The sequence below is a fragment of the Rhizobium sp. CCGE531 genome (assembly GCF_003627795.1).
GTDB lineage: Bacteria > Pseudomonadota > Alphaproteobacteria > Rhizobiales > Rhizobiaceae > Rhizobium.
This window is the reverse complement of record NZ_CP032684.1, coordinates 2,169,895-2,195,177: the sequence shown is the minus strand read 5'-3', so window position 1 is coordinate 2,195,177 and position 25,283 is coordinate 2,169,895. Positions and strand designations below refer to the sequence as shown.

The 25,283-nt window shown below is 59.8% G+C and carries 28 protein-coding genes; 14 read left to right on the top strand and 14 right to left on the bottom strand.

All coding sequences use genetic code 11. From position 1 onward, the window contains the following. Positions 1-94 precede the first annotated feature (94 nt). The 9 genes from CCGE531_RS10735 to CCGE531_RS10695 all read left to right on the top strand — a co-directional run bounded on the left by CCGE531_RS10735 (position 95) and on the right by CCGE531_RS10695 (position 8,447). Complete coding sequence (locus CCGE531_RS10735) at positions 95-1,612, top strand: ATP-binding protein (RefSeq protein WP_120664140.1); 1,518 nt, start codon at positions 95-97, stop codon at positions 1,610-1,612. A 69-nt stretch (positions 1,613-1,681) separates the two neighbouring features. Next, a complete protein-coding gene (locus CCGE531_RS10730) occupies positions 1,682-2,017 on the top strand; it encodes a hypothetical protein (RefSeq protein WP_120664139.1) in 336 nt (111 codons plus the stop codon). Positions 2,018-2,020: 3 nt separating this feature from the next. Then, entirely contained in the window at positions 2,021-2,845 is an 825-nt protein-coding gene (locus CCGE531_RS10725; protein WP_162943886.1) for a hypothetical protein, read from the top strand. A 224-nt stretch (positions 2,846-3,069) separates the two neighbouring features. Then, positions 3,070-3,687 carry a 30S ribosomal protein S4 gene (gene rpsD, locus CCGE531_RS10720; RefSeq protein WP_120664138.1) on the top strand — a complete coding sequence of 206 codons (618 nt, stop codon included), beginning with the start codon at positions 3,070-3,072 and terminating at the stop codon, positions 3,685-3,687. Positions 3,688-3,759: 72 nt separating this feature from the next. After that, the gene (locus tag CCGE531_RS10715; protein WP_120666711.1) at positions 3,760-4,689 is read left to right on the top strand and encodes a glutaminase; all 930 of its coding nucleotides are present in this window, start codon (positions 3,760-3,762) and stop codon (positions 4,687-4,689) included. Between the two features lie 74 nt (positions 4,690-4,763). Beyond that, the gene (gene ttcA / locus CCGE531_RS10710; protein ID WP_120664137.1) at positions 4,764-5,654 is read left to right on the top strand and encodes a tRNA 2-thiocytidine(32) synthetase TtcA; all 891 of its coding nucleotides are present in this window, start codon (positions 4,764-4,766) and stop codon (positions 5,652-5,654) included. A 74-nt stretch (positions 5,655-5,728) separates the two neighbouring features. Continuing rightward, positions 5,729-6,556, top strand: a complete 828-nt coding sequence (locus CCGE531_RS10705) for an inositol monophosphatase family protein (protein ID WP_120664136.1) — start codon at positions 5,729-5,731, stop codon at positions 6,554-6,556. A gap of 16 nt (positions 6,557-6,572) precedes the next feature. Then, positions 6,573-7,397 (top strand): inositol monophosphatase family protein, encoded by an 825-nt coding sequence (locus tag CCGE531_RS10700; protein ID WP_120664135.1) that lies wholly within the window; start codon positions 6,573-6,575, stop codon positions 7,395-7,397. Between the two features lie 117 nt (positions 7,398-7,514). Then, positions 7,515-8,447: an adenylate/guanylate cyclase domain-containing protein gene (locus CCGE531_RS10695; RefSeq protein WP_120664134.1), complete on the top strand. Its 933-nt coding sequence runs from the start codon at positions 7,515-7,517 to the stop codon at positions 8,445-8,447. Between the two features lie 14 nt (positions 8,448-8,461). On the opposite strand, the gene CCGE531_RS10690 is transcribed toward CCGE531_RS10695, so the two are convergent. The 3 genes from CCGE531_RS10690 to grxD all read right to left on the bottom strand — a co-directional run bounded on the left by CCGE531_RS10690 (position 8,462) and on the right by grxD (position 11,466). Beyond that, a complete protein-coding gene (locus tag CCGE531_RS10690) occupies positions 8,462-9,745 on the bottom strand; it encodes a multidrug effflux MFS transporter (protein ID WP_120664133.1) in 1,284 nt (427 codons plus the stop codon). A gap of 13 nt (positions 9,746-9,758) precedes the next feature. Beyond that, complete coding sequence (locus tag CCGE531_RS10685) at positions 9,759-10,991, bottom strand: multidrug effflux MFS transporter (RefSeq protein ID WP_120666709.1); 1,233 nt, start codon at positions 10,989-10,991, stop codon at positions 9,759-9,761. A 139-nt stretch (positions 10,992-11,130) separates the two neighbouring features. Next, the gene (gene grxD, locus CCGE531_RS10680) at positions 11,131-11,466 is read right to left on the bottom strand and encodes a Grx4 family monothiol glutaredoxin (RefSeq protein ID WP_120664132.1); all 336 of its coding nucleotides are present in this window, start codon (positions 11,464-11,466) and stop codon (positions 11,131-11,133) included. 383 nt (positions 11,467-11,849) lie between these two features. On the opposite strand from grxD, the gene CCGE531_RS10675 reads away from it, so the two are divergent. After that, positions 11,850-12,152, top strand: a complete 303-nt coding sequence (locus CCGE531_RS10675) for a hypothetical protein (protein ID WP_120664131.1) — start codon at positions 11,850-11,852, stop codon at positions 12,150-12,152. Positions 12,153-12,369: 217 nt separating this feature from the next. After that, the gene (locus CCGE531_RS10670; protein ID WP_120664130.1) at positions 12,370-13,569 is read left to right on the top strand and encodes a hypothetical protein; all 1,200 of its coding nucleotides are present in this window, start codon (positions 12,370-12,372) and stop codon (positions 13,567-13,569) included. On the opposite strand, the gene CCGE531_RS10665 is transcribed toward CCGE531_RS10670, so the two are convergent. From CCGE531_RS10665 to CCGE531_RS10655, 3 genes are all read right to left on the bottom strand, one after another. Further along, complete coding sequence (locus tag CCGE531_RS10665; protein WP_004108912.1) at positions 13,555-13,788, bottom strand: BolA family transcriptional regulator; 234 nt, start codon at positions 13,786-13,788, stop codon at positions 13,555-13,557. The genes CCGE531_RS10670 and CCGE531_RS10665 overlap by 15 nt on opposite strands. Before the next feature lie 15 nt (positions 13,789-13,803). After that, a complete protein-coding gene (gene purL / locus CCGE531_RS10660) occupies positions 13,804-16,035 on the bottom strand; it encodes a phosphoribosylformylglycinamidine synthase subunit PurL (protein ID WP_120664129.1) in 2,232 nt (743 codons plus the stop codon). Between the two features lie 164 nt (positions 16,036-16,199). After that, complete coding sequence (locus CCGE531_RS10655) at positions 16,200-17,069, bottom strand: LysR substrate-binding domain-containing protein (RefSeq protein ID WP_120664128.1); 870 nt, start codon at positions 17,067-17,069, stop codon at positions 16,200-16,202. A 108-nt stretch (positions 17,070-17,177) separates the two neighbouring features. Here CCGE531_RS10655 and CCGE531_RS10650 point away from each other — a divergent pair, with 108 nt between their 5' ends. Then, the gene (locus tag CCGE531_RS10650) at positions 17,178-18,167 is read left to right on the top strand and encodes a nitrilase family protein (protein WP_120666707.1); all 990 of its coding nucleotides are present in this window, start codon (positions 17,178-17,180) and stop codon (positions 18,165-18,167) included. A gap of 39 nt (positions 18,168-18,206) precedes the next feature. On the opposite strand, the gene CCGE531_RS10645 is transcribed toward CCGE531_RS10650, so the two are convergent. Both CCGE531_RS10645 and CCGE531_RS10640 read right to left on the bottom strand, forming a co-directional pair. Continuing rightward, positions 18,207-18,809: an acyloxyacyl hydrolase gene (locus CCGE531_RS10645; RefSeq protein WP_120664127.1), complete on the bottom strand. Its 603-nt coding sequence runs from the start codon at positions 18,807-18,809 to the stop codon at positions 18,207-18,209. A 120-nt stretch (positions 18,810-18,929) separates the two neighbouring features. Further along, positions 18,930-20,348, bottom strand: coding sequence for a PLP-dependent aminotransferase family protein (locus tag CCGE531_RS10640; RefSeq protein WP_120664126.1), 1,419 nt, complete (start codon positions 20,346-20,348; stop codon positions 18,930-18,932). Between the two features lie 105 nt (positions 20,349-20,453). On the opposite strand from CCGE531_RS10640, the gene CCGE531_RS10635 reads away from it, so the two are divergent. Together CCGE531_RS10635 and CCGE531_RS10630 are read left to right on the top strand one after the other, a co-directional pair. Further along, positions 20,454-20,699, top strand: coding sequence for a DUF1127 domain-containing protein (locus tag CCGE531_RS10635; protein ID WP_120666705.1), 246 nt, complete (start codon positions 20,454-20,456; stop codon positions 20,697-20,699). A 188-nt stretch (positions 20,700-20,887) separates the two neighbouring features. Beyond that, positions 20,888-21,657, top strand: a protein-coding gene (locus tag CCGE531_RS10630) for an IS5 family transposase (protein ID WP_120663716.1) whose coding sequence is annotated in 2 segments (ribosomal slippage) — positions 20,888-21,199 and positions 21,202-21,657 — 768 coding nt in all. Because the reading frame shifts where the segments join, the coding sequence is not laid out codon by codon here. On the opposite strand, the gene CCGE531_RS10625 is transcribed toward CCGE531_RS10630, so the two are convergent. From CCGE531_RS10625 to purC, 6 genes are all read right to left on the bottom strand, one after another. After that, complete coding sequence (locus CCGE531_RS10625) at positions 21,654-22,184, bottom strand: AAA family ATPase (protein WP_120664125.1); 531 nt, start codon at positions 22,182-22,184, stop codon at positions 21,654-21,656. The genes CCGE531_RS10630 and CCGE531_RS10625 overlap by 4 nt on opposite strands. An 82-nt stretch (positions 22,185-22,266) precedes the next feature. Then, positions 22,267-22,674 carry a hypothetical protein gene (locus CCGE531_RS10620; protein WP_120664124.1) on the bottom strand — a complete coding sequence of 136 codons (408 nt, stop codon included), beginning with the start codon at positions 22,672-22,674 and terminating at the stop codon, positions 22,267-22,269. 122 nt (positions 22,675-22,796) lie between these two features. Further along, positions 22,797-23,468, bottom strand: coding sequence for a phosphoribosylformylglycinamidine synthase subunit PurQ (gene purQ / locus CCGE531_RS10615; RefSeq protein ID WP_120664123.1), 672 nt, complete (start codon positions 23,466-23,468; stop codon positions 22,797-22,799). Beyond that, positions 23,465-24,022 (bottom strand): RNA 2'-phosphotransferase, encoded by a 558-nt coding sequence (locus tag CCGE531_RS10610; RefSeq protein WP_120664122.1) that lies wholly within the window; start codon positions 24,020-24,022, stop codon positions 23,465-23,467. The genes purQ and CCGE531_RS10610 overlap by 4 nt, the downstream gene beginning before the upstream one ends. Positions 24,023-24,030: 8 nt before the next feature. Next, the gene (gene purS / locus CCGE531_RS10605) at positions 24,031-24,273 is read right to left on the bottom strand and encodes a phosphoribosylformylglycinamidine synthase subunit PurS (protein WP_120664121.1); all 243 of its coding nucleotides are present in this window, start codon (positions 24,271-24,273) and stop codon (positions 24,031-24,033) included. Positions 24,274-24,290: 17 nt separating this feature from the next. Next, a complete protein-coding gene (gene purC / locus CCGE531_RS10600; RefSeq protein ID WP_120664120.1) occupies positions 24,291-25,055 on the bottom strand; it encodes a phosphoribosylaminoimidazolesuccinocarboxamide synthase in 765 nt (254 codons plus the stop codon). Between the last annotated feature and the right edge of the window lie 228 nt (positions 25,056-25,283).

The window sequence follows — 25,283 nt, the reverse complement described above, 5'->3', positions numbered from 1 at the left end:
GCGCGAAGCTTGGAAATCTTTGCTAGACGAGGGCGCGTCCTTTCAGAAAGATGGGACGCATCCGCGTTTGATTCTTGCTCATAGGGGAAGTGCATTGCAGGTCGGCATCGACATGGGAACGGCGTCCGGCGGGACCAGCGCCCAGCTCGATATCGAGGAGCTGCTGGCGACGCGTCTTCTGGTACAGGGCAACTCCGGTTCCGGAAAATCGCATCTGCTGCGACGACTGCTGGAGCAATCGGCGCAATGGGTGCAGCAGGTCATCATCGATCCCGAAGGCGATTTCGTCACGCTGGCCGATAAGTTCGGGCATGTGGTCGTGGATGGCGAGCGCACGGAAGCCGAACTCGCCGGTATCGCCAATCGCATCCGCCAGCATCGCGTCTCCTGCGTGCTGACGCTCGAAGGGCTCGATATCGAGCAGCAGATGCGCGCCGCCGCCGCTTTCCTGAACGGCATGTTCGATGCCGATCGCGAATTCTGGTATCCGGTGCTTGTCGTGGTCGACGAGGCGCAGATGTTTGCGCCCTCGGTCGGCGGCGATGTCTCGGAAGATGCGCGTAAGATGTCGCTCGGGGCCATGACCAATTTGATGTGCCGCGGACGAAAGCGCGGCCTTGCCGGCGTCATCGCGACGCAGCGCCTGGCGAAGCTCGCCAAGAACGTTGCGGCGGAAGCCTCGAATTTCCTGATGGGCCGTACCTTCCTCGATATCGACATGGCCCGCGCCGCCGACCTTCTCGGCATGGATCGCAGGCAGGCGGAAATGTTCCGCGATCTGAAGCGCGGCAATTTCGTGGCCCTCGGTCCGGCTCTGTCACGCCGGCCGTTACCGATCGCCATCGGCACGGTGGAAACATCGGCGCGTTCTTCCAGCCCGAAGCTGATGCCGCTGCCGGATGCGCCGCAGGATGTGGAAGACCTGATCTTCACGCCGGATCCGGAAGAGTTCACGCGGCCCGTTGTCCGCCGCGCGACGCCGGCGCCGCGGCCGACGACCGACATTTTGGCCGAGCTTTCCCGTTCCGTGCCGGCGGCAGGCCCAGCTCCGGCTGAGCCGAAGGTCAGCCAGCCTGAAATATCGAGCGAAGACCGCGAGGCGAGGGTAAGCGCCGTGCTGTCGGAAATCCTCGACGACCCGGCCTCGGGATTCCGAACGGATTCAGTGCTCTATCAGGAGTTTCTCGTTCGCTTGCGCATGCGCCGCGTGCCCGGTGCGCCCATGAGCCTGTCGGAATTCCGCCGCCGCGTGGCGATCGCGCGCTCCGGCGCGGATGAGGAGGTCATGGCGACCGACCAGTGGGCAACGGCACTCTCGCTTTCCTCCAGCGTCACCGACGACCTGCAGGGCGTCTTCCTGATGCTGGCGAAAGCCGCCATCGGTGGCGAGCCGTGCCCATCCGATGCCCGCATCGCCCGTGCCTACGGCACCCATTCGGCGCGCCGCGCGCGCCGTCTCCTCAGCTATTTCGAGGAGCAGGGCAGCGTCGTCGTTCACACGGATTTTTCGGGCAAGCGTATTGTCGCCTTTCCGGATATGGGGTCGCAGACCGCGCCGGGTGACGCCAATGCGCCCGATCTGAATAGCGGCGAGCAGGCGGCGGCGGAATAGCTGCTTATGCGGCGCTCTTGATCCGTATCCGGGATACGCTTATATTTTGTCTCTGCAGGAGATGAATTCATGGCCGCGCGTGACAGGATCCAGCGATATCGGGAAAGTGGTGGAGCATCCGACCTTGTAAGGGTGGAGGTTCTGGTGCCTGCAGCGCGCCGCAGCGATATCCTATCGCAAGCGGCGGAGATGCGTGTAGAACATCGGCAGAGAAAAGAACGCCTCCGTGAGGATATCGAAGAAGCGCTCGACCGCTACGGCACTCGCCTTCTTGACAATATTGATCTGGATCGACTGCCGGATTTGGCGCAAAAGGCGAAGGTGATAGCCAATGCCCTGATGGAGCGCGGCGATGCACGCGCCTTTGCCATAGGGCGTCGCATGCTTGACGAGATGGGGCGGTAAGCGATGGCGCTGACGAAGCTGCAAAAAGAGATTATGGCTTCCATCGCGAAAAATCGCTCGGAAACCAGCTATGTCGCAGGTGGGCTTGTCCTCAATATGAACTGGCCTCGCCTGTCCGACGATATCGACATCTTTCAAGATACTGACGAGGAAATCGGTCCTGTCGCCGAGCGGGACATGGAAACGCTCAGGAATGACGGTTTCCGTGTTTATGTCGAGGTAAATGTCTATGGCTGCGTCGAGGCGGAAGTCTTCAAAGCGCAAGAGAATACGCTCATCCAATGGATGAGCGAATCTCGAACCCGTTTTTTCCCGCTTATCCGAGACGAGGAATGGGGTGCGAGGCTTCACCCTGCAGATCTTGCCGTGAACAAGGTTCTAGCGGCATCAACCCGGACAAAGCCGCGGGATTTCGTCGATTTGTTGATGATCGACGAAAGGTTGTCTCCGCTTGGTGCGATCGTTGCTGCAGCCTCAGGAAAACCGCCGCATTATTCTCCAATCAAGATAATCGATGAAATTAGGCGAAGAGGACTATCGGTTTCGACTGATGATTATGATTCCGTGAAAGGTCTTCCGATCGACTTAACGGCAAGTGTCATTCGCGAGAGGCTTGTCGAAGTGCTGGAGAGAGCGGAGCGCTATATTCGATCGGCGCCGCCGGACATAGTCGGTCTGCTTGCGGTCAACGCCAGCGGCATTCCCATTCAGATATCCGCTTTGACCGAAGACGGCGTGCAGTTTCGAAAGGCGACATCCGAGCCGGATTTGATGCCGGCGTTATCGGATGTGCCGGAGGAATGGCGCGGCATCGGGCATGTGGAATGAAACTGCGCTTCTCGCCGATCCTGCTGTTGACATTTTCATGACGACCCCTTACAGACCGCGCCAACGCCGGGCAGAAATGTCCGGTGTTTCATTTGACATGTCCCGTGGCTTCGTCCGTTCGCTAACGCGAGAAGCCTGTCAGAGCTCGAAAATGGAGTTCAGAGGAGGGCGTGTTTCCTTCGCGGTTCGGTAACGAGCCGCCATAACATTTGAAAGGAAATGCGATGAGCAAGCGCGAATCGTCCAAGTATAAAATTGACCGCCGTATGGGCGAAAATATCTGGGGCCGTCCGAAGTCCCCGGTAAACCGCCGCGAATACGGCCCGGGCCAGCATGGCCAGCGCCGCAAGGGCAAGCTTTCCGACTTCGGCGTGCAGCTGCGCGCCAAGCAGAAGCTGAAGGGTTACTACGGCGACCTGCGTGAAAAGCAGTTCCGCGCCACCTTCGACGAAGCCAACCGCCGCAAGGGCGACACCTCGGAAAACCTGATCGGCCTGCTCGAATCGCGCCTCGACGCGATCGTCTACCGCGCCAAGTTCGTTCCGACCGTCTTCGCAGCCCGTCAGTTCGTCAACCATGGCCACGTCACGGTCAACGGCGTTCGCGTCAACATCGGTTCGTACCGCTGCAAGGCTGGCGACGTCATCGAAGTTCGCGAAAAGTCCAAGCAGCTCGTGATCGTCCTGGAATCGGTAGGTCTCGCTGAGCGTGACGTTCCGGACTACATCGAAGCCGACCACAACAAGATGGTAGCGACTTTCGCTCGCATTCCGACCCTTGCCGATGTGCCGTACGCCGTCGTCATGGAGCCGCAGCTGGTCGTCGAATTCTATTCGCGTTAATAAGCGGATAACTTTCTTGATGAATGAAAAAGCCGCTCGATTCGAGCGGCTTTTTTGTCTTTGGAGCGCCTCATGACGGATTTGCAGGCCATTCTCGACGGCATTCATGCGGAGCTTTCGCCGCGCATCGGCGAGGGCAAGGTTGCCGATTACATTCCGGAACTGGCAAAGATCGATCCGAAGCAGTTCGGCATGGCGATCGCCACGGTCAACGGCGATGTCTACAGCATCGGCGACGCCGCCGTTCCCTTCTCCATCCAGAGTATCTCCAAGGTCTTCATGCTGACCCTGGCGCTGGGCAAAGTCGGCGAGAGCTTGTGGAATCGTGTGGGACGCGAACCGTCCGGCACGGCCTTCAATTCCATCGTTCAGCTCGAGCGGGAGGAGGGCATTCCTCGCAATCCCTTCATCAACGCGGGTGCTATCGCCATCAGCGATATCGTGCTGGCGGGACATGAGCCGCGGGAAGCGATCGGCGAACTCTTGCGCTTCGTGCGCTATGTGGCGGACGACGAAGCGATCAGCATCGACGACAGGGTGGCGCGCTCTGAGACACAGACGGGCTATCGCAATTTCGCGCTCGCGAATTTCATGCGCGCCTATGGCAATCTCCATCATCCGGTCGAGCATGTGCTCGGCGTCTATTTCCATCAATGCGCTCTTTCGATGAGCTGTCAGCAGCTTGCCAAGGCCGGGCTCTATCTTGCCGCGCGCGGCAGCAATCCGATAACGGGCCATTCCGTCGTCTCGCCGAAACGGGCGCGGCGCATCAATGCGCTGATGCTGACCTGCGGCCATTATGACGGCTCCGGCGATTTCGCCTATCATGTCGGTCTTCCCGGCAAGAGCGGCGTCGGCGGCGGCATATTGGCCGTGGCGCCCGGTATCGGTTCGATCGCCGTCTGGTCGCCGGGTCTGAACAAGGTCGGCAATTCGCAACTCGGCGCGGTGGCGTTGGAAATGCTGGCGGCCCGTACCGGCTGGTCCGTCTTTGGTGATTGATACTCATGTCTTCTCGTGCCGCTTTCTGCTATCAGCGTGGCGAGATATGACTGTGCCGCGTTGGGGATGACGGAATGAATATCGCGACTGTTGTCACGGACGAAATCGATATTGAGGCTGAGGACGGCGGCTCCGCCGTGCATCCGATGTTCCTCGATGCGCCCCGGTCTGTTTCCTTCAACAAGCTTCGCAAGCGACTGTTGCGGCAGGTGCGTCAGGCTCTGGAGGATTTCCAGATGCTGAAGGGACAGAAGCGCTGGCTGATCGGCCTTTCCGGCGGCAAGGATTCCTATGGCCTGCTGTCCCTCCTGCTCGACCTCAAATGGCGCGGCCTGCTGCCGGTGGAGCTGATCGCCTGCAATCTCGACCAGGGCCAGCCGAATTTCCCGAAGCATATTCTGCCCGAATACCTGACGAAGATCGGCGTTCCGCATCGCATTGAGTATCGCGACACCTATTCGATCGTGAAGGAGAAGGTGCCCGAGGGCGCAACCTATTGCTCGCTCTGTTCGCGCCTGCGTCGCGGCAATCTCTATCGTATCGCCCGTGAGGAGGGTTGCGACGCGCTGGTGCTCGGCCATCATCGCGAGGATATTCTCGAAACCTTCTTCATGAACTTTTTCCATGGCGGCCGCCTGGCCTCCATGCCGGCAAAGCTGCTCAATGACGAAGGCGATCTGATACTGCTGCGTCCGCTGGCCTATGCGGCGGAGGACGATCTCGCCAAGTTTGCCGCGGCCATGCAGTTTCCGATCATTCCTTGTGATCTCTGCGGTTCGCAGGACGGGCTGCAGCGCAACGCCATGAAGGACATGCTGGCGGATATCGAGCGGCGCATGCCGGGGCGCAAGGACACGATGCTGCGCGCGCTGGCGCATGTGAATCCCTCGCATCTGCTCGACCCGAAACTCTTTGATTTCGCTGGATTGATGACCGACGGATCCTCTGCAGGACGAACCGACTGAGATTAGTTGGTTTTGCCACACCATCGTCATCGAATCGGGCATAAGAGGGGGCCCTTCCAAAGCAAAGGCCTCCGATGACTTTCTCCGATACAGATTTCGATTTCCTGATGACGATTGTCGCCGAAGCCGCGGCACAGGAAATCCTCCCGCGCTTCCGCAATTTGGCCGCTGGCGACATATCGGAAAAGACCTCGGCCATCGATCTGGTGACAGAGGCCGATCTGCTGGCCGAAAAGCATATCACTGCGGCGCTGAGGGCGCGTTTCCCGGATGCCCTCATCGTTGGCGAAGAGGCCTATGAGGCCGACAAATCGGTCGTACCCGCGCTGGCGCATGCGGGGCTGGCCTTTACCATCGATCCTGTCGACGGCACGTTCAATTTCGCGGCCGGCCTGCCGGTATTCGGCACGATTGTGGCGGTGGTCGCCAATGGCGAGACGATCGCCAGCGTCATTCATGATCCCGTTCTCGGCGACACCGTAACTGCGATGAAGGGTTCGGGTACTTTCCTGTGCCGGCGAACGGGGCAGGAAAGGCGGCTTTCCGTTGCCGCCCCCGCTCCACTGAGCGCAATGACGGGCGCCATATCCTGGGCGCATATGGAGGAGCCGGATAGGTCCCGCATCAGCGCCAATCTGTCGAAGACCCGAATGGCATTCTCGCTGAATTGCTCGGCTTACGAATATTGGATGGCGGCATCAGGCAAATGGCATTTCATCGGCCATTCCAAGCTGATGCCTTGGGATCATCTTGCCGGCGTGCTGGCGCATCAGGAAGCCGGCGGCTTTACCGCCAAATTCGATGGCACGCCCTACAGACCCGGTGAAACTGTGGGCGGCATTATTTCCGCGCCGGATGAGGAAAGCTGGCGGATGATTCGTCGCAACATCATCGGCGCCTGACGGGAAAGGACAAAGCATGACATCGCGCGTTGACGTTACGACCCTTGCTCACGTGCTGCGCCGCGCGGCACAGACGGAGATCCTGCCGCGTTTCCGCCGGCTTGGCAGCGACGATGTCCGCGCCAAGAGCGAGGCGACCGATCTGGTGACGGAAGCCGACGAGCGTGCGGAGCGCATGGTAAAGGCCGAGGTTTCGCGGCTGTGGCCCGAGGCGCTTTTCATCGGCGAGGAATCGGTCGCGGCGGATCCGGCGCTGCTAGGGAAGCTGGCGGACGCTGACCTTGCCATCATCGTCGATCCCGTCGACGGCACGTTCAATTTCGCAGCCGGCATTCCAGCTTTCGGCGTCATGGCTTCGGTGATCTCCAAAGGGGAAACGGTTGCCGGTATCATCTTCGATCCGATGGGCGACGACTGGGTGCTGGCGGAGCGCGGCAGCGGCGCATGGTTGCGCCGGCCCGATGGCGAGATGCTGCGTCTGAACACGGCTCCGCCGGTCGCGCTGGAAGAGCTGGTCGGCATGGCAGCCACCGGCTATCTGCCCAAGGAAAAGCGCGCCGAGATCATGGGCAATCTTGCCAAGGTGCGCTACGCGACCAGTTATCGATGCGCGGCCCATGAATACCGCACGCTTGCCGGCGGCTATGTGCACTATCTCATGTACAACAAGCTGATGCCCTGGGATCATCTGGCGGGATCGCTGATCTCTGCCGAAGCGGGCGCCTACGTCCGCCGTTTCGACGGTTCGCCCTATTTGCCGCATCACCTCGACGGCGGGCTGCTGATTGCGGTGGACAAGGACACCTGGGAATTGCTGCGGCGCGAGGTCTTCACCGTTTAGGCGGGTTTTGCGATTGGATTGCCGGGGGTGCCCCACTTGGAAAATGGTACCTGGAAGGCTATCTTTGCTCTAACAGGCAAGAGCCTTGGTCGGTGCTTGCCGCGAGGATGAAGACAAATGTCCGAGACGAGCCGCAAGCTGACCACCATTTTCTGCGCCGACGTGCAGGATTATTCGCGCCTCATGGGGAAAGACGAGGAGGGGACGCTTTCGACCCTTCGCCGCTACCGCGAGGCGATGAAACGGCTGATCGAGGCGCATGGCGGCCGGGTCATCAATACCTGGGGCGATGGCGTGTTTGCCGAATTTCCAAGTGTCGTCGAAGCCGTGCGCGCGGCAATCGACACGCAAAACGAGATTGCCGGTTATAATTCCGGCAGCGATCCCGACAAGCAGATGCTCTTCCGCATCGGTCTCAATCTTGGAGATGTGATCGCCGACGGCGACGATCTCTATGGCGATGGCGTCAATATTGCCGCGCGGCTGCAGTCACGCGCGGTGCCGGGTGGTATCGTCATTTCCAACACGGTCTACGACCAGGTCCGTAACAAGGTGGCGGTCGGCTTCGATTTCCTCGGCCAGCTCGATGTCAAGAATATCGACGGCGGCGTGCCGAGCTACGCGGTGCGGATCGGCCGCGTGCAGGTGGTCGATGCCACCACCTCAGACTATCGATCCAGCCCGGAGCCAGCTCCGGCACGGGCGCCCGAGGTGGTGGCGAGGGGATCTGTGCTGCAGGACTGGCGGCTTAATTACGGTACCCCGTTGATCGTCTGTATCGGCCTTGCCGTACTCAATGGGCTGACGTGGGACGGCGAGTTCTGGGCGAAATGGCCCATACTCATCATTTTGTGGGTCACGGCGTATCGCGTCCTTCGTGGCAGCAAGCAGGTCGATATGGCGATTGCCAGCCTTGTCGTCACCAGCATCGGCATCGTCGCGATCAATCTCTTCACCTGGCACGGTACGCCGTGGGCGGTCTGGCCGCTGTTCGGGCTCGCGATCGCCGCGGCGGTGCGCTGGGTCAGTCGTCCGCGCCGCGGCGTGTGAGGACGCGACATCGATCAGACGTGGCCCATGCCCGGCTCTAGGGTCGGCGCATCGCCCGGATGAGTGAAGAGCTTGCCGCGTTCCGCCCAGAGCGTCGCCAGGATCGATAGCGCACCGAAGACGGTGAAGCCGGCAAGCAGCGGCTGCGCCGTACCATCGAACATCTGGCCGACAACGCCGCCGATGAGAACGCCGACTGTCGTGGAGATCGAGCTTGTGATGGCGGCTGCCGTGCCCGCCAGATGCCCCATCGGCTCCAGGCTGATCGCCATGCAGTTGGTGGTGATGACGGCGAACATCATCAGCATTACGGAAATCAGGATATAGATGAAGGTGAAGCTTGGCTGACCGAACATGCCGACGATATAGCCGACAGCACCAAGGACGGTGAAAACGATCATGGCGGCATGAGAAATACGGCGCATGCCGAAGCTGCGGACGAAATAGCCGTTGGCGAACTGCGCCACGGCAGTGCCGGCTGCCGTTGCCGCAAAGGCGATCGGGAACGTGTCTCCAAGGCCGTAGACTTCGCCAAAAACCTGCTGCACGGAGACGATGTAGGCGCAAATGACGCCGGTATAGAGCGTCAGGCCGATCATGTAGCCGCAGGTGATGCGGTTGGTCAGCACCGTCTTGAAGCCGGAAAGGACGGAGGCGACCGAAAGCGGCAGGCGCTCCTCGGCGGGAAGCGTTTCCTTCATGCGGAAGAAGGCGACCAGGAAAAGGCCGGCGCTGGCGATCCCGATCAGGATGAAGATCCATTGCCAGTTGGAATAGGCAACGATCACCTGGCCGACGAAAGGCGCAACCATCGGCATGATCATGAAGACGATCATCACATAGGACATGACGCGAGCCATTTCGCGCCCGCCGAAGCAGTCGCGCACGATGGCAAGCGTCGTGATGCGCACGGCCGCGGCGCCGACACCCTGGGCGAAGCGCAGGACGAGCAGCGCGAAGAGATTGCCGCTCCAGGCAGCAGCAAACAGCGTCACCGTGTAGAAGGCGAGGCCGCCGAGCAGGATGCGGCGGCGGCCATAGGTGTCCGACAGGCTGCCGAAGAAGAGCTGGCAGATGCCGAAGCCCAGGAAGTAGACGCCGATGACGAGCTGCGTGTCATTCGGGTTGGCGACATGAAGCGATTGGCCGATGTTCGGCAGCGCCGGGAGCATGCTGTCGATGCCCATGGAGATGCTGGCCGTCATCAGGGCGATCATGAGGATGAATTCCACGATGCCGAGACCGATGCGGTTGGAGCCGGACTGTTCCGGCGACTGGGATTGAGGCGAAGTGGTCATTGGAATATGCCTGTCAATGCAAAGCGAGGGACTGATCAGCCGGAGGCGGCGCGTTGTGCGGGCGGAAGAGGCGGCCCTTTTCGGCAATCAGCACGAACATCAAACCGATCAGCGAGACGGTGAAATAGCCGATCACCATCGGCGTCGCGGTGCCGTTGAAATACTGGCCGATGCTGGCGCCGATCGATGCGCCGCCGACAGTGCTCATGAAGCCAAGCACCGAGGAGGCGGTCCCGGCGACGTGGCCGAGCGGCTCCATGGCGAGCGAGTTGAAATTGGAGCCGATCCAGCCGAACTGGAACATCGCCAGTGCGAAAAAGATCATGAAGAGCGGGAAGGGCATCGGCGCTGGGCCGTAAAGCTGCACGATCATCCAGATGAAGGTCACGACGGAGAAGCCGAGCAGCGCCGCATGCGACAGCCGCCGCATGCCGAAGCGGCCGACGAGCTGCGAATTGATGAAGGATGACAGGGCCATGAACAGCGCTACGCCGCCGAAGGCGACGGGCGTATAGACGCCGAGCCCGTAAATGCCGCTGTAGATCTGCTGGGCCGAGTTGATGAAGCCGAACAGCGCCCCGAACAGGAACGTGCTGGCAAGGGTGTAACAGAGCGCCACCCGGTTCGTCAGGACGATGCGGAAGCCCGCCGCGACGGATTTGACCGTCAGGGGTCGGATGTTTTCCGGTTTCAGCGTTTCGGGAAGACGGAAGTACATCCAGAGACCGACAAGTGTCGCCATGGTGCCGATGAAGACGAAGATCATGTGCCAGGTGCTGATCAGCAAGATGATCTGGCCGCTTCCAGGCGCTATAACAGGCACGATCATGAAGACCATCATGATCAGCGACATGACTTCGGCCATCAACCGGCCGCCGAAGACGTCGCGGACGATCGAAATGGTGATAACGCGTGTTGCCGCCGATCCGAGACCCTGGATGAAGCGCAGGGCGAGCAGGCCGGCAAAGGACGGAATAAGGGCAATGCCGAAGGCGGAGACGACGTAGACGGTAATGCCGATCAGCAAAGGCAAGCGGCGGCCGAAGCGATCCGATAAGGGGCCGTAAACGAGCTGAGCCGAGCCGAAGCCGATCAGATAGGCCGTCACCACATACTGGCGGTGATTCTCGTTCATCACGCCGAGGCTGGAGCCGATCTGCTGCAAGGCGGGCAGCATGATGTCGATCGCGAGCGAGTTGATCGCCATCAGGAAGGCCGCGAGCGCAATGAACTCGCGTTTGCCCATGGGCAGCTGCCCATGGGACATAACCTTGGATGTAGTCGTCACGGTTTTGTTCCCATAAACATGTCAAGGCGCCGCCCGGCGGCAGCGCCTTTTCGATCAAATTGAACTATGGAAACCGGACGAGGTGCCCGGTGCCCGGTCAGGCGGCGCCGCGAACGCTGATGCCGTGTTCCTGAAGGTGTTGCTGCAACTCGCCCGCCTGGAACATTTCGCGTACGATATCACAGCCGCCGATGAACTCGCCCTTTACATAGAGCTGCGGAATGGTCGGCCAGTTGGAATAGTCCTTGATGCCCTGACGGATCTCGGCATCGGCAAGGACATTGATGCCCTTGTAGTCGACGCCGACATAATCGAGAATCTGGACTATCTGGCCGGAGAAGCCACACTGCGGGAACTGGGGCGTGCCCTTCATGAAGAGAACGACGTCGTTGTTCTTGACTTCGCTGTCGATGAATTCGTGAATGCCGCTCATTGTCCAGTTCCTTTCACATGCGGGGTCAAGGTCCGCAGCGTTAAATCTGTTCCTTAAATAGCAAGCGACCGGCGCGATTTCCAGCGGCAAAACGTACGCGCCGTCTTTTTCATCGCATGAATAGTTTTCCGGCATCAGCGATTAAGAAAGATGGCTGAAACCGCGCATTGGCAATCTTTTCTGAACAGTGCGTTTTGAAAATGCCTCTTCAACTCCGAGCCTGAACAACACACATGAAATTCGAAGCAAGGGACGAGTAATATTAGGCTGCTATTTAATTTACAAACGGACGGTATGTTTGTTAAGGTCTGTTGATTGATGCGATTTGGCGCGTGTCGGTCCCTTGTCGGCATTACATTCGCACTTTGAGGGAGCGGAACACCATGAGCCACCATCACTATTCTGACGGGCAGGTTGGTGAAGAGCGGGAATTTTACAGTTCGGAGGGAGCGAGCGCGGGCGAGCGGGAATATTATGAGCATGTGCGCACGCCAAGGGCTTCCATTCTGAACAGTGCCGTGACCGTTTGTGCCATCGTGCTCGTTTTGAGCATTGCCTTCGGCTATCGCGCATCGACTGCTCCGACGCCGCAACCGGCCGTGCCTCAGATCGTTCAAAAAATCATGATCGCGCCACCGGCGGACCCTTGTGCCGACAGCTCTCCCTATCCCGGCCGCGAATGCTGACGTATCGCCTTCTTGGCACCGTGTGGTGCGGCGATAAGTCGATGACACCTATAAGCGTTTCCCTTCCCGCCGACGAGCACGATCGTAAACACTTGATTTCAATCTTTTTTATGTTCAGATGAATTCTGGTGCGCCGCCATGAAAAAGCCCGCAGCCCGTGGTCTTGGCGATTTCCAGTATTTCGATGCCGCTCGTGTGCCCAGGGACAGCCTGCCAGATGAATAATATCAAGAAGAGGGTGGTTCTCCACTTCCCCGGTTTCGAGCCGTTGGACGCGGCGGCGCATCGGGCTCGTTACGAGCGTTCGGCACGGCAGAGCGCTGCTGTCTGGGATTTTTCGGTCTCGGTCGACGAGCTGAAGAATTTCGGTCGGGCACCCTATTTCGATGTAACCGCGACGGCCGCGGATTGGCAAACGCAGAGCCGCATTCATATCGTCGATCACAACGACCTGGTCTCGGCCTTGAATGGCAGGCCATTCTTTACGCGGCTCATGCAAGGCTATCTTGCCGCCGCAAAGGTTGCCGCTTCGGGCGGGATGGTCGGCTATTTCCGTCACGCCTGGCGTTTCGGCCTGTTCTTCGTCTTTCCCTTTCTGCTGATGCTTGCGGGGCTGCTGATCAGCCTTTCGATCGCCTTTACGCCGTTCGTGCTCGGGCTGCCGGGCTGGAGCCATATCGGCAGCATTGCGCTGGCCGTCGCTTTCCTCGTCTATGTATTTCTGCCACAGGCGGAGAAGTTGCACACCATGCATCTTTTCTCCGACTGGGAAATGGCCGTGGCGATGGCGGGGCTGAACGGGCTCGGTGCCAAACAATGGCTGGAGGCGGGCGCAATCAGCGTACGTCAGGCCCTGGATGAGCCTGATATCGACGAATTCGTCATTTCCTCACATAGCATGGGCTCGTCCGTCGCGGCTCATGTGATCGGCCTGCTGCTCGAGCGCGAACCGGAATTGCTGGAGGGCAAGCGCGTGGTGTTCATGACGCTCGGCAGCGCCATCCTGCAATGCGCCCTCATGCGTCCGGCAACCGTGCTGCGCTCTCGTGTCGGATTGATCGCGCGCTGTAAGGAGATTTTCTGGCTCGACGTTCACTGTCTGACCGACGCGATTCACTTTTACAAGGTGAAGGTCGCCGCTGTTTGCGGGCATCCGGATGCCGAACAGGCTTCGATCCTTTTCGTTCGGTTCAAGCAGATGCTGTCGACGCAGCACTACGCCAAGATCAAGCGCGATTTCCTGCGGGTTCACCGGCAATATGTGCTCGGTCCCGACGTGAAGGCCTTCTTCGATTTCACGCTGATATCAGCCGGTCCGCTGCCGGCCTCGCATTTCGCGGAATTTTCCTCGAAGAAACTGCCGGAGCTGGCGTTCAACTCCGGCGAAGAAGCGCAGGCGCTCTCAATCGGGCGCTGACGTCTGCAGCGCGAGAGCGTGCAGCACACCGCCCATATTGCCCTTCAGGGCATCATAGACCATCTGGTGCTGCTGCACGCGGCTCTTGCCGCGGAAGGCTTCCGCGACAACTTCGGCGGCATAGTGATCGCCATCCCCGGCCAGGTCGCGAATCGTCACCTTGGCGCCGGGAATGCCGGCCTTGATCATGTCTTCGATGTCGCCGGGGTTCATGGGCATGAGTGGTACCTCGATTTATTCAGCAGCGGCGAGCGAGCCGCCATCCATGAAGGCAGGAAACCACGATTCATGCGCCTCGCGCAACTGTTCAACCTGAAGCGTTAACAGGCCATCGATGGCAAGGGCATCGCCGCCGACGGTTCCGAGGCGGCGGAAGGGCACGCCGGCGCTTTCCGCGTTGATGCAGACGAAATCAGCGACATCGGCCGGTACGGCGATGACGTAGCGGGCCTGATCCTCCCCGAAAAGCGCTGCATGCGGCAGGGTCTTGAATTCGCCAAGGTCGATGCGCAGCCCTTTGCGGGATGCCATCGCCATTTCGGCAAGAGCGAGTGCCAAGCCGCCGGACGAGATGTCGTGGCAGGCCGTGACCTGGTCGTTGCGGATGGCGGAGCGGACGAAATCGCCGTTGCGGCGTTCGGCGAAGAGATCGACTTCCGGAGCCGGGCCATCGGTCGAGCCAATGATATTGCGGAGATAGATCGAGGAGCCGAGATGGCTGCCGTCGACACCGATCATCAGCACGCGGTCGCCTTCGGAAGCGGAGCCGATGCGGGCCATCGCCTTCCAGTCCGGCAGCAGGCCGACGCCGGCGATGGTGGGGGTCGGCAGGATCGCGACGCCATTGGTCTCGTTGTAGAGCGAGACGTTGCCCGAGACGATCGGAAAATCAAGCGCGCGGCAGGCTTCGCCGATGCCTTTGATCGCGCCGACGAGCTGGCCCATGATCTCGGGCTTTTCCGGATTGCCGAAATTCAGGTTGTCTGTCGCGGCCAGCGGTTCGGCGCCGGTCGCCGTGATGTTGCGCCAGCATTCGGCCACGGCCTGCTTGCCGCCTTCGAACGGATCGGCTTCGACATAGCGCGGGGTGACGTCGGAGGAGAAGGCCAGCGCCTTGCTCGGATGACCCTCGACGCGGACGACGCCGGCGTCACCGCCGGGAAGCTGCAGCGAATTGCCCTGGATCAGAGTGTCATACTGCTCATAGACCCAGCGACGGCTGGACTGGTTGGCGGAGCCGACGAGCGTCAGCAGCGCCTGGCCGTAATCTTCCGGAGCTGCGACGAGATCGGCGGGCAGGGCGGCGCGCTTGTCGGATTCCCGCCAGGGGCGGTCATATTCCGGAGCCTGATCGCCGAGATCCTTGATCGGCAGGTTGGCGACTTCCTCGCCCTGATGGATGACGCGGAAACGCAGGTCGTCCGTCGTCTTGCCGACGATGGCGAAATCCAGACCCCATTTGACGAAGATCGCCTTGGCGACGGCTTCTTTTTCCGGCTGCAGCACCATGAGCATGCGCTCCTGGCTTTCCGACAGCATCATTTCATAGGCGGTCATATGTTCTTCGCGCACCGGCACCTTGTCGAGTTCGAGCTCGATGCCAAGGTCGCCCTTGGCGCCCATTTCGACAGCGGAGCAGGTAAGACCGGCGGCACCCATGTCCTGGATGGCGATGACAGCGCCCGTCTGCATCAGTTCCAGGCAGGCTTCCAGCAGGCATTTTTCGGTGAAGGGGTCGCCGACCTGAACGGTCGGGCGCTTTTCCTCGATCGATTCGTCGAATTCCGCCGAAGCCATGGTCGCGCCGCCGACGCCGTCACGGCCGGTCTTGGCGCCGAGATAGACGACGGGCAGGCCGACGCCCTTGGCTTCCGACAGGAAGATGGCATTGGACTTGGCAAGGCCGGCCGCAAAGGCGTTGACCAGGATATTGCCGTTGTAGCGCGCGTCGAACTCGACTTCGCCGCCGACAGTCGGAACGCCGAAGGAATTGCCATAGCCGCCGACGCCGGCAACGACGCCGGAGACGAGGTGACGGGTCTTTGGATGATCCGGCTCACCGAAGCGCAGGGCGTTCATGGCAGCGACCGGACGAGCGCCCATGGTGAAGACGTCGCGCAGAATGCCGCCGACGCCGGTCGCCGCACCCTGATAAGGCTCGATGTAGGACGGGTGGTTGTGGCTTTCCATCTTGAAGACGACGCAGTCGCCATCATCGATATCGACCACGCCGGCATTTTCGCCCGGACCCTGGATGACGCGCGGCCCCTTGGTCGGGAGAGTGCGAAGCCACTTCTTGGAGGACTTATATGAGCAGTGCTCGTTCCACATGGCCGAAAAGATGCCGAGCTCGGTGAAGGTGGGCTCGCGGCCGATCAGATCCAGAATACGCTGATACTCATCCGGCTTCAGGCCGTGGGCGGCAATCAGTTCGGGGGTGATCTGGATCGAATTGGAAATGGTCATGGGCGCTCGAGTGTCCTTGCCTGTAAAGGGTTTGAAGGCCGGTCAGGGATCGGGGTCTCTTTAGCGCAAGTCTCCCTGTCGTGCGACAGGAAAATCACCGGCGTTCACAACACGCCGGCATTCATGACGCTCCATTGGCAGGAATACTCCCGCAGGGCGCCCTCTCATCGATGTTTCGATACATAATCTACAAATCGGCTCAAAAGGGGCGTTGCTTGCTTCCTATGCCAGCAAAGTCCGACGGGCCAAGTGGATTCTATGCCGGAAAGAGGTTGCTGGTGGGTGCGGCCGGCTAGAGCATTGACGCCGTGCCAAGGTAAAAGCGCCGCTCCCAATCCGGCGGCCACCACGGCATGCACGGTCAGGATATCTTCCGCATGTTGAACGATACGCGGCTTGAAACCGTTCGCCGCGCACCAGCGGCTGAGCTGTTTATCCAATCCCGGCCCGCTGGACGGTGAAAGCGCCACGAAGCCAAGCTGGTTCAAGGTCGACATTTGATCCGGAGCAGGGAACTCCACCTCTTGCGGCAGCACCAACGCCAGTTGCTCCTCGATAAGCGGCATGAAAGACAATTCGTCACCTTCCTCCGGCGCACGGCAAATACCGATATCGAGCCGGCCGCTCAGCAGGCGCTCATGTTGTGTTCGCGACGGCAAGTCATTGAGCGTGATCTGGCTGTCCGGCGTCACCGCGCGAAATCCAGCGATGAGTTTCGGCGCGATGACGAGCGTCGAAATGCCAAAACCAATATCCAGCTGCCCGGTCAGCCCGGCATTGGCGCGACGCATCTTGACATCGATATCCTCGCTGAGGCGCAGGAGCGCCCGCGCTTCCCGCTTCAGCAGCATGCCCAATGGCGTCAGTATCGCGCCATGCCGTCCGCGCTCGAAGAGCGCTCCTCCGACGCTCTCTTCCAATGCCTGTATCTGCTTCGACAGCGTCGATTGCGTGATGAACAGCTTCGCCGCGGTCTTGCCGTAGTGACCCGCATCGGCAAGCTCGATGAACGATCGCAGCAGTTTAAGTTCCATTCTATTTCCGAATATTTTTGATCTAAAGTTTCATTTTACAAAAGGATGTCGGCGCAGTCAAATCATAAGCAAGCACTCAATCGCCACAGCTCATCGGAGGCATCGGTCATGACATTCAAAGTTTCTTCCGTGCAGTTTCAGCACAAGGCCAGCGACAAGGCCTACAATCTGGCTCGGATCGCGCATTTCACCAATGAGGCCGTTCTCGAGGGCAGCCAGTTCGTCGCGTTCCCCGAGATGTGCATCACCGGATATTGGCATGTCCCCAAGATGGATCGAGATGGCCTATATGCGCTTGCCGAACCGCTTTCCGGCCCGTCGATTTCCTATGTCGCTACCTTGGCACGCGAGAAGGGGATTGCGATCGGCGCGGGATTCCTGGAGCTGGCCGAGGATCAATCCTTGTACAACAGCTATGCCGTCTGCATGCCGGATGGGCAGATTCATTGCCATCGCAAACTCCATGCCTGGGAGCATCGTCTCATTTCCAGCGGCAATAGCTACACGGTCTTCGATACGCCTTGGGGTGTTCGCGCCGGCATTCTGATCTGCTGGGACAATAATCTCATCGAAAACGCGCGAGCAAACGCCCTACTTGGTGCGGAAATGCTGATAGCGCCGCATCAAGCGGGCGGCGGCTACTCCGTCAGCCCACATGGAATGAAGCGAATTCCGGTCGAGAAATGGACCCGCCGCCACGAAGAGCCGGAAGCGATCGAAGCCGAAATTCGTGGTCCCAATGGTCGCGAATGGTTTATGCGGTGGCTGCCGTCTCGCGCGCACGACAACGGCATGTTTCTGATCTTTAGCAATGGCGTCGGCCAGGACGAGGATGAGGTGCGCACAGGCAATGCCATGATCCTCGATCCCTATGGCCGGATCCTGGTTGAGACCTGGCAGGCGGCCGACGCAATGGTGAGTACTGAGATCGATCTTGGTTTGCTCGACAAATGCACGGGGCAACGCTGGATTCGCGGCCGCCGCCCGGAGCTTTACGGTTGCCTGACGGAGCCCAATCCGCAAGGTCTTTCGCCGATGGACGCGCGGTTTTCCGATACCTCAACCCGCAAGCTCCCCTGCGCAGACGAGACCCTGTGAGCGCCATATAAGCGGCCATTCGCGGCCGCTCTCCGAGCGTCAGAATTTGTAGCCGACCATGACGCCTGCGCGCGTCATGCCGCCATTGGGGCCATCGCAGAGATTGGCGTGCGACGAATGCGCAATCTGCGCCATCACGTTCCAATGGTTGTCGAAATTGTAGCCGAGGCCGGCATATTCGTGGAACAGGAGGCGACAGCCGAGCATCGGGCCATGATCCTGCCAATTGTCGAGATTGCCGGTGTGCACCGTGCCGCCGAAGCCGACTTCCGTGAAGATGCCGTTGCTGTGCGTGAGCGTCCAGGAGAGGCCGCCATAGACCTGCGTCGCCGAACCGCCCGTGCCGATCGAGGTTCCCAGATGGATACGCGGATGGGTCAGCTGATCCTTCCAATCGGCGGTCGGATTGTAGCCGAACGGATTGAAGAGCACCTGGACATCCGGAAAGACGCCATTCTCGTGATCATATCCGCTCTGAACCGATCCACTCGCGCCGAAGCGCAATTCGTCGAAGATCTTGGCTTGAGGGGCAACCGCTACGGTGTCCGCGGCGGCGGCTGTGGACTGACCTGCTATGAATACGGAACTGACTACCAGAAAACTCGTAACTAAACGCTTGCTTAAATAGCCTGCAATAGCCATGCACTCCCCCTAGTGTGGCGGGCGAATCCTGACTTATTGATAGAATGGTAGGATGCTAAGAGTCGAGACGACGCAATCGTATTTCCGCAAGATGCTTGTCGATAAATTGATAAGGCTTGCTTAAATGTGACTATCATATGTCGATGAGCCGTTTTCCAACAACCTGCGTAACGTCATGAAGCCGGCCAGGACATCTTCTCGCTGTGCCGGCGAGGAAAAGGCGACGCGGACCCTGTGGAAAACCCGTTCGATTCGCGCTGCCTTGAACTCGTCCTCGTCATCGACCAGCACCCCCTCGGCGAGGGCGGCGTTCTTGAATGTGCCCGAGAGCCAGGGCTCGGGCAGCTTCAGCCACAGGAACGGCAGATGCGGATGCGAGTTGAACTCGAAACCAGCCAGCGCCCCGCGCGCGATCAGTTCGCGGGCCTTGATCTCCTCCACCGACCTGCGGCGCAATTCCAGTGCGTGACCGCCGAGTACGAGCCGGGCGCAGGTTTCGGCCAGAATGAAGGGCAGGCCGCCGGTCGTCATCTTGTGGGTGACCTTGATGCGCTGGGCAAAATGCGGCGGACAGGCGACCCAGCCGCCGCGTACGCCCGCGGTAACCGACTTCGACAGGCTGCTGACCACGAAAGTTCGTTCCGGCGCGATGGCGGCCATGAGCGGATTTGGGTCGCCGGTCATGCCGCCGTAGAGGTCGTCCTCGATCAGCCAGACGCTGTGCCGGCGCGCGATGGCGGCGATTGCCCGGCGTCTGGATTCCGGCATTGTCACCAGTGTGGGATTGTGAGCCGTCGGCATCAGGAAGGCGAGGCGCGGATGCTGCTGCTGGCACAGGCGCTCGAAATCCTCCGGGATCATGCCATGCTCGTCTGAATCCACCAGGATCGAGCGGCGTCCAAGGAGGCGTGCGGCGCGGCTGATCTGCGTATAGGTGAGGTTCTCGAAGACGATCTTGTCGCCCGGTGAGGTGACAGCCGAAATGACCGCGATGGCGGCGGCATGGGCGCCAAGCGTCGGCACGATTGTATCGATTGCCGGCTGCCAGCCGTTGCGGGCGAGCCAGATCTGTCCCGCTTGAAACCAGCTTGCCGGGAAATTCCGAGAATAGGATGAAATTTCCGTCTGATGCTCGCTGCTGATGTCGGCAAAGAGCCTGCCGATGATTTCGCCCTGGCCAATGTCGGGGGCGGCGGTCGTGTCGAAGCGGATCCTGGCTTCCGGCGTATTCAGGCCGCGGGTGCCGGCGAGTGCCTGCGTGATCGGATCGACGAGCTCGATCTGCTTGCCGTTCGAGCGTTCCAGCACATAGGTGCCGCGGCCGACTTCGCCCGCCACCAGGCCGCGTTCATGCACAAGGGCATAGGCCCTGCTTACCGTGCCGATGGTGACACCGATGTCATAGGCAAGATTGCGCTGCGGCGGCAGCTTGGTGCCGGGCGGCAGGACGCCATGCGTGATCGCATTCTCGATGCTGTCGGCGACGCGAATGTAGACCGGACCGGTCCCGCTTGAAATGTCAGGAAGCCAATTTGTCATAATGACAATTTCCTAGATTGTATCTGTCATCGAGTCAAGATTATGAGTCAATTTGTATCGTTTGGCTCGATGCGCGAAAATTGTCACCATGATGTGAGAATGAAGATGAGTACAATAGATGCAATCTGCTCGACCGAGGCGCAAGATGCGTCTTCAGCAGGCGTAAAAGTCCGGACGGCACAGCCAAAGCCGCATCCGGTGCTTCGGCTTTGGGCCGTCTATCTGCATTGGCTGGAGAAGCGCGAGAGCCGCTGGGTCCTGCGGGGCCTGACGGACGATCAGCTGATCGACATCGGCCTGACGCGTCGCGAGGCGGCGACGGAGGCCAAGAGGTCGTTCTTCTGGGATTGAGGGGCGGCCGGTCTATTAGAGCGGTTCAGCTTTTCACGGAATCTCTGAACCGCTCTATCTCTTTGCCGCAATTCCGGACGGAAAACCGCTGCGCACTTTTCCTGGAATTGCCTTAGGTCACATACCCATAAAATAGTTTTGGATTTGAATGATTTGTGATTCTCTGTCTGTCAGGCTTGGAGGCAGAGATGGCGCGCTTTGATTTGACGGATTTCGAATGGTCGGTGATCGAACCCCTTCTGCCGACAAAGGTTCGTGGTAAGGCCCGCGTTGATGACCGACGCGTATTGAATGGGATCTTCTGGCGGCTGAGAACTGGTGCGCCGTGGGCGGATATTCCCGCGCGCTATGGCCCTTATACGACCTGTGTCAACCGCTTTAACCGATGGCGTCATGCGGGGCATTGGGCACGTATTCTCGATGCAATATCAGAAGCTTACGATGGCGACATCCAGATGATCGACAGCTCGTCGATCCGCGTTCACCAACATGCTGCCAACGGTCAAAAAAAGACGAGCGATCCGGTTGCATGGGTCGCTCGCGCGGCGGGCTGACAACCAAAATCCATGCTCTTGTCGATGCCGATGGCCGACCGATCCGCTTAAAGCTGACAGCCGGACAGGCCCATGACGGACGCTCGGCGACCGATATGTTTGCGACCATCGGGCCCGGTCAAATACTTCTGGCTGATCGCGCTTATGATAGCGACAGGCTGCGACAAGACCTCAAAGCACGTGGAGCATGGGGCTGTATCCGTCCCATGCCAAACAGGGTCAATATTCCTGCCTTCAGCTCACGGCTCTACAAACAACGCAACGCTGTCGAGCGGTTCTTCAACAAACTCAAACACTTCCGGGCCATCGCAACACGATATGACAAACGCGACGACAACTTCCTCGCATCTATCCAGCTCGCCTCAATTCGTATCTGGCTACGATCTTATGAGTCGGTGACCTAGAGCCCCAGAACGGAATGAACGAAATCCGCGCGTTCCTCGACGCCGATTTTCGGCAGCACATGGGCTTCGTAGCCGAGCGCGGGATAGACGGCGCTTAGCCGTTCGTATTCGGCGACCGCCGCTGCATAATCGTGCCGCCGTTCGCGGTCGCCGGCATATATCTCCGGCCAGGGCGGGGTCAGGAAGACGTGGCTGTTGTAGCGATGCAATTGGCTGAGCGAAGTCAGCACGGGCTCATTCGTCAAATGCTCGAGCGCCGATGCGGCGTCGATCAATCCCCTGTCGAAGAAGACGGTGCCTGGAATCGCCGCCGCTTCCTTGCGATCGGCGAGCGACATGGCGATCGCGCGGCGCGCAAATGCCGATGCGTCGACCCAGGGCAAAGCAGAGCCGTCGCCTGCTAGTTCCTCAACGACGATGCGTCGCCCCGGCTCTTCGACGACGTGGTGACCACGACGCCTGAGCGCCTCCAGCAAGGTGGATTTTCCGCCGCCGGAGCAGCCTGAAAGAATGACAAACCTGTCCATGGCAATGATCCCTGAGAGTGTGGGAACGTCATGCGGCGGCGCAGGATGTCGCTAAGGCGGAAAAAAGCCTCAGGCCATCGGCCTAATTGCAGGCCTTCGAGCCACCAGACCAGCGATTGACGTCGCCCGTGATACGGCCGCCGGAGGCGCCGTTCATCATCGGACCGAAGGCCTGCAGCTGTGCGGGATTGCCTTCCGCTTGCACAACGAGCGACGGCCGGCCGGTCGGATGTTTCTTGTCGACCACGAGGATGCGCGGACGACCGGTAAAGGAGTTGAGTTCCGGAGAGAGCTGGTAACCGGTGAAGGCCGGGTCGGACGACTTGAACCAGCAGGCACTGGCATTGAGCATGACGCGCTCCATCGTCGACAGGGCGCTGCGATCCGTCGCATTGATGCTCGGCGGGCGCGGGCCGCACGAAGTGACCAGCAGCGCAAGCGTCGCAATGGCAGCGGCGGAGTAAAGTCCTGTCAGGAGGCGAGGGCGCATCGATCTCTTTCCAATGAGGCGGTTAGGCTGTTCGTCCGAGGGGTGCCGGAACACTATTCGGCGCCCTGCTGCTTTACGCAAAGGCGCCGATCTTACGATTTCAATATCGGGTCGGCCTGGTGTCAGGCTGCGATGACGCCGAGTGCGGAGGCGAAGAGGCCGCGTCCATCGTTGCCGCCATGGGCTGCCTCGATCAGATTTTCCGGATGCGGCATCATGCCAAGCACATTGCCCTTGGTGTTGATCAGGCCGGCGATGTCGTTGACGGAGCCGTTCGGGTTGGTACCTTCCGCATAGCGGAAGACCACCTGGCCATTGTCCTCGATCGTCTTCAGCGTTGCGGCGTCGGCGAAATAGTTGCCGTCGTGGTGGGCTACCGGGCTGCGGATGACCTGGCCCTTGGCGTAGGCAGCCGTGAAATCCGTCTCGGCGTTGACGACTTCCAACTTCACTTCGCGGCAGACGAATTTCAGCGAGGCGTTGCGCATCAGCGCGCCGGGCAGCATGCCGGCTTCCAGCAGGATCTGGAAACCGTTGCAGACGCCGAGAACCTTGACGCCCTTGTCGGCCTTGTCCTTGATCGCCTGCATGATCGGCATGCGGGCGGCGATCGCGCCGCAGCGCAGGTAATCACCATAGGAGAAGCCGCCGGGAATGACGATCAGGTCGACATCCGGGATCGCGGTCTCGGTCTGCCACACCGTCACCGGCGCATGACCGGAGATCTTGGTCAGTGCCGCGATCATGTCGCGATCACGATTGAGGCCGGGGAGTTGGACGACTGCTGATTTCATGATGCTGGTCCCGAGAGAGGCGAAAGATACTGGCTTGGAACGTGATCGGTGAGCCATACTCCATTGTCACTGACAAAGAAAGAATGACCTTCCGCGTGCATACGGGTCGCATCGATTTCAAGGATGATGTAGTTACCCTTGCGTCTCGTCGCGACGACTTTGGCCGTTTCGATATCGGGGGAGAGGTGAACGTGATGACGTTGCATCTTCTTCAGCCCCGAACTTTGGATCGTCGGCCAGCTTTCGAGCGATGTTCCGTGAAACAGCTTCGATGGCGGCGTTGCCGGGCTCAACGCCAGATCAACCACGACACTATGGCCCTGCGCTGCACGGATACGGTGATCCAACAAAGTGAAGCGTTTCTTCGGATTGGACTCGATCACTTCGAGAATATCGGCTTCGGTGACATCGAAGCGATCAAGGACCGCCTTTCTTAGATCGTTGAAAGGCACCCATCCTTCCGAATCCAGGACCAATCCAGCCTCGTGCGGTGCATGCCTCAGCACGTAGCTCATAAATTTGGATACTTCGGTCTGAAGTTTGGTGGATACCATCAACGCTCTCAGTCGATCGAAATGCTGAAGTTCTCGATCACCGTATTGGCGAGAAGCTTTTCGCACATGGCCTTGAGGTCTGCCTCCGCCTTGGCCTTGTCGGTGCCTTCCAGCTCGAGATCGAAGACCTTGCCCTGGCGAACCTGATGGACGCCGTCAAAGCCGAGTGCGCCGAGCGCGCCTTCGATTGCCTTGCCCTGCGGATCGAGAACGCCGTTCTTCAGCGTGACGGTTACACGAGCCTTGATCACGATTGTCCTTTCTGAACTTACTTGACGAGAACCGGGCCCGTGCCGCGCACGGGTTCGTTTTCATTGATGATGCCGAGGCGGCGCGCCACTTCGGAATAGGCTTCCAGCAAGCCGCCCAAGTCGCGGCGGAAACGATCCTTGTCCATCTTCTCGCGGGTTTCGATGTCCCAGAGGCGGCAGCTATCCGGCGAGATTTCGTCCGCGAGGATGATGCGCATCATGTCGCCTTCGAAGAGGCGGCCGCATTCGATCTTGAAATCGACGAGCTGGATGCCGACGCCGAGGAAAAGGCCGGTCATGAAGTCGTTGACGCGGATGGCAAGCGCCATGATGTCGTCGAGTTCGGCCGGATTGGCCCAGCCGAAAGCCGTAATGTGCTCCTCGGAGACCATCGGGTCTTCGAGCGAGTCGGACTTGTAATAGAACTCGATGATCGAGCGCGGCAGCACCACGCCTTCCTCGATACCGAGGCGCTTGGAGAGCGAGCCGGCGGCGACGTTGCGCACGACGATCTCGAGCGGGATCATCTCCACTTCCTTGATCAGCTGCTCGCGCATGTTGAGGCGGCGGATGAAGTGCGTGGGAATGCCGATCTTGTTCAGATGGCTGAAAATGTACTCGCAGATGCGATTGTTCAGAACACCCTTGCCATCGATGACTTCGTGCTTCTTCTTGTTGAAGGCAGTGGCGTCGTCCTTGAAGAACTGGATCAGCGTGCCAGGCTCAGGCCCTTCGTAAAGGATCTTGGCCTTGCCCTCGTAAATACGGCGGCGACGGTTCATTGGTATTGTTCTCTGTCTTTGGCGCTCTCGGGCAGCGCAAGTGGATCATGTGGGCGTCCCCATAACGGATAAGAAGCGAATTCACAATCCGCCTGCGCCTCCTTCCTCGGAATTCCGGCCTTGACGGGGTGCCAATGCTGGGAATCGGGATCCTTTGCTAGCCTGTTTTACAGGCTTTTATCTAACGATGGAATGAAGGTGCCCGCTACTTCACAGGCTAGTGAGGCG

What these genes read in the sequence shown, in the direction of transcription:
- CCGE531_RS10675 (WP_120664131.1), top strand. Translation starts at nt 11,850, where the DNA reads ATGAGCCACCATCACTATTCTGACGGGCAGGTTGGTGAAGAGCGGGAA.
- CCGE531_RS10670 (WP_120664130.1), top strand. Translation starts at nt 12,370, where the DNA reads ATGAATAATATCAAGAAGAGGGTGGTTCTCCACTTCCCCGGTTTCGAG.
- CCGE531_RS10640 (WP_120664126.1), bottom strand. Translation starts at nt 20,348, where the DNA reads ATGACAAATTGGCTTCCTGACATTTCAAGCGGGACCGGTCCGGTCTAC.
- CCGE531_RS10685 (WP_120666709.1), bottom strand. Translation starts at nt 10,991, where the DNA reads ATGGGCAAACGCGAGTTCATTGCGCTCGCGGCCTTCCTGATGGCGATC.
- CCGE531_RS10610 (WP_120664122.1), bottom strand. Translation starts at nt 24,022, where the DNA reads ATGGTATCCACCAAACTTCAGACCGAAGTATCCAAATTTATGAGCTAC.
- grxD (WP_120664132.1), bottom strand. Translation starts at nt 11,466, where the DNA reads ATGAGCGGCATTCACGAATTCATCGACAGCGAAGTCAAGAACAACGAC.
- CCGE531_RS10650 (WP_120666707.1), top strand. Translation starts at nt 17,178, where the DNA reads ATGACATTCAAAGTTTCTTCCGTGCAGTTTCAGCACAAGGCCAGCGAC.
- CCGE531_RS10620 (WP_120664124.1), bottom strand. Translation starts at nt 22,674, where the DNA reads ATGCGCCCTCGCCTCCTGACAGGACTTTACTCCGCCGCTGCCATTGCG.
- CCGE531_RS10635 (WP_120666705.1), top strand. Translation starts at nt 20,454, where the DNA reads ATGAGTACAATAGATGCAATCTGCTCGACCGAGGCGCAAGATGCGTCT.
- CCGE531_RS10705 (WP_120664136.1), top strand. Translation starts at nt 5,729, where the DNA reads ATGACTTTCTCCGATACAGATTTCGATTTCCTGATGACGATTGTCGCC.
- CCGE531_RS10690 (WP_120664133.1), bottom strand. Translation starts at nt 9,745, where the DNA reads ATGACCACTTCGCCTCAATCCCAGTCGCCGGAACAGTCCGGCTCCAAC.
- CCGE531_RS10725 (WP_162943886.1), top strand. Translation starts at nt 2,021, where the DNA reads ATGGCGCTGACGAAGCTGCAAAAAGAGATTATGGCTTCCATCGCGAAA.
- rpsD (WP_120664138.1), top strand. Translation starts at nt 3,070, where the DNA reads ATGAGCAAGCGCGAATCGTCCAAGTATAAAATTGACCGCCGTATGGGC.
- CCGE531_RS10645 (WP_120664127.1), bottom strand. Translation starts at nt 18,809, where the DNA reads ATGGCTATTGCAGGCTATTTAAGCAAGCGTTTAGTTACGAGTTTTCTG.
- CCGE531_RS10665 (WP_004108912.1), bottom strand. Translation starts at nt 13,788, where the DNA reads ATGCCCATGAACCCCGGCGACATCGAAGACATGATCAAGGCCGGCATT.
- CCGE531_RS10700 (WP_120664135.1), top strand. Translation starts at nt 6,573, where the DNA reads ATGACATCGCGCGTTGACGTTACGACCCTTGCTCACGTGCTGCGCCGC.
- purL (WP_120664129.1), bottom strand. Translation starts at nt 16,035, where the DNA reads ATGACCATTTCCAATTCGATCCAGATCACCCCCGAACTGATTGCCGCC.
- purQ (WP_120664123.1), bottom strand. Translation starts at nt 23,468, where the DNA reads ATGAAATCAGCAGTCGTCCAACTCCCCGGCCTCAATCGTGATCGCGAC.
- CCGE531_RS10695 (WP_120664134.1), top strand. Translation starts at nt 7,515, where the DNA reads ATGTCCGAGACGAGCCGCAAGCTGACCACCATTTTCTGCGCCGACGTG.
- CCGE531_RS10715 (WP_120666711.1), top strand. Translation starts at nt 3,760, where the DNA reads ATGACGGATTTGCAGGCCATTCTCGACGGCATTCATGCGGAGCTTTCG.
- CCGE531_RS10730 (WP_120664139.1), top strand. Translation starts at nt 1,682, where the DNA reads ATGGCCGCGCGTGACAGGATCCAGCGATATCGGGAAAGTGGTGGAGCA.
- CCGE531_RS10655 (WP_120664128.1), bottom strand. Translation starts at nt 17,069, where the DNA reads ATGGAACTTAAACTGCTGCGATCGTTCATCGAGCTTGCCGATGCGGGT.
- purC (WP_120664120.1), bottom strand. Translation starts at nt 25,055, where the DNA reads ATGAACCGTCGCCGCCGTATTTACGAGGGCAAGGCCAAGATCCTTTAC.
- ttcA (WP_120664137.1), top strand. Translation starts at nt 4,764, where the DNA reads ATGAATATCGCGACTGTTGTCACGGACGAAATCGATATTGAGGCTGAG.
- CCGE531_RS10625 (WP_120664125.1), bottom strand. Translation starts at nt 22,184, where the DNA reads ATGGACAGGTTTGTCATTCTTTCAGGCTGCTCCGGCGGCGGAAAATCC.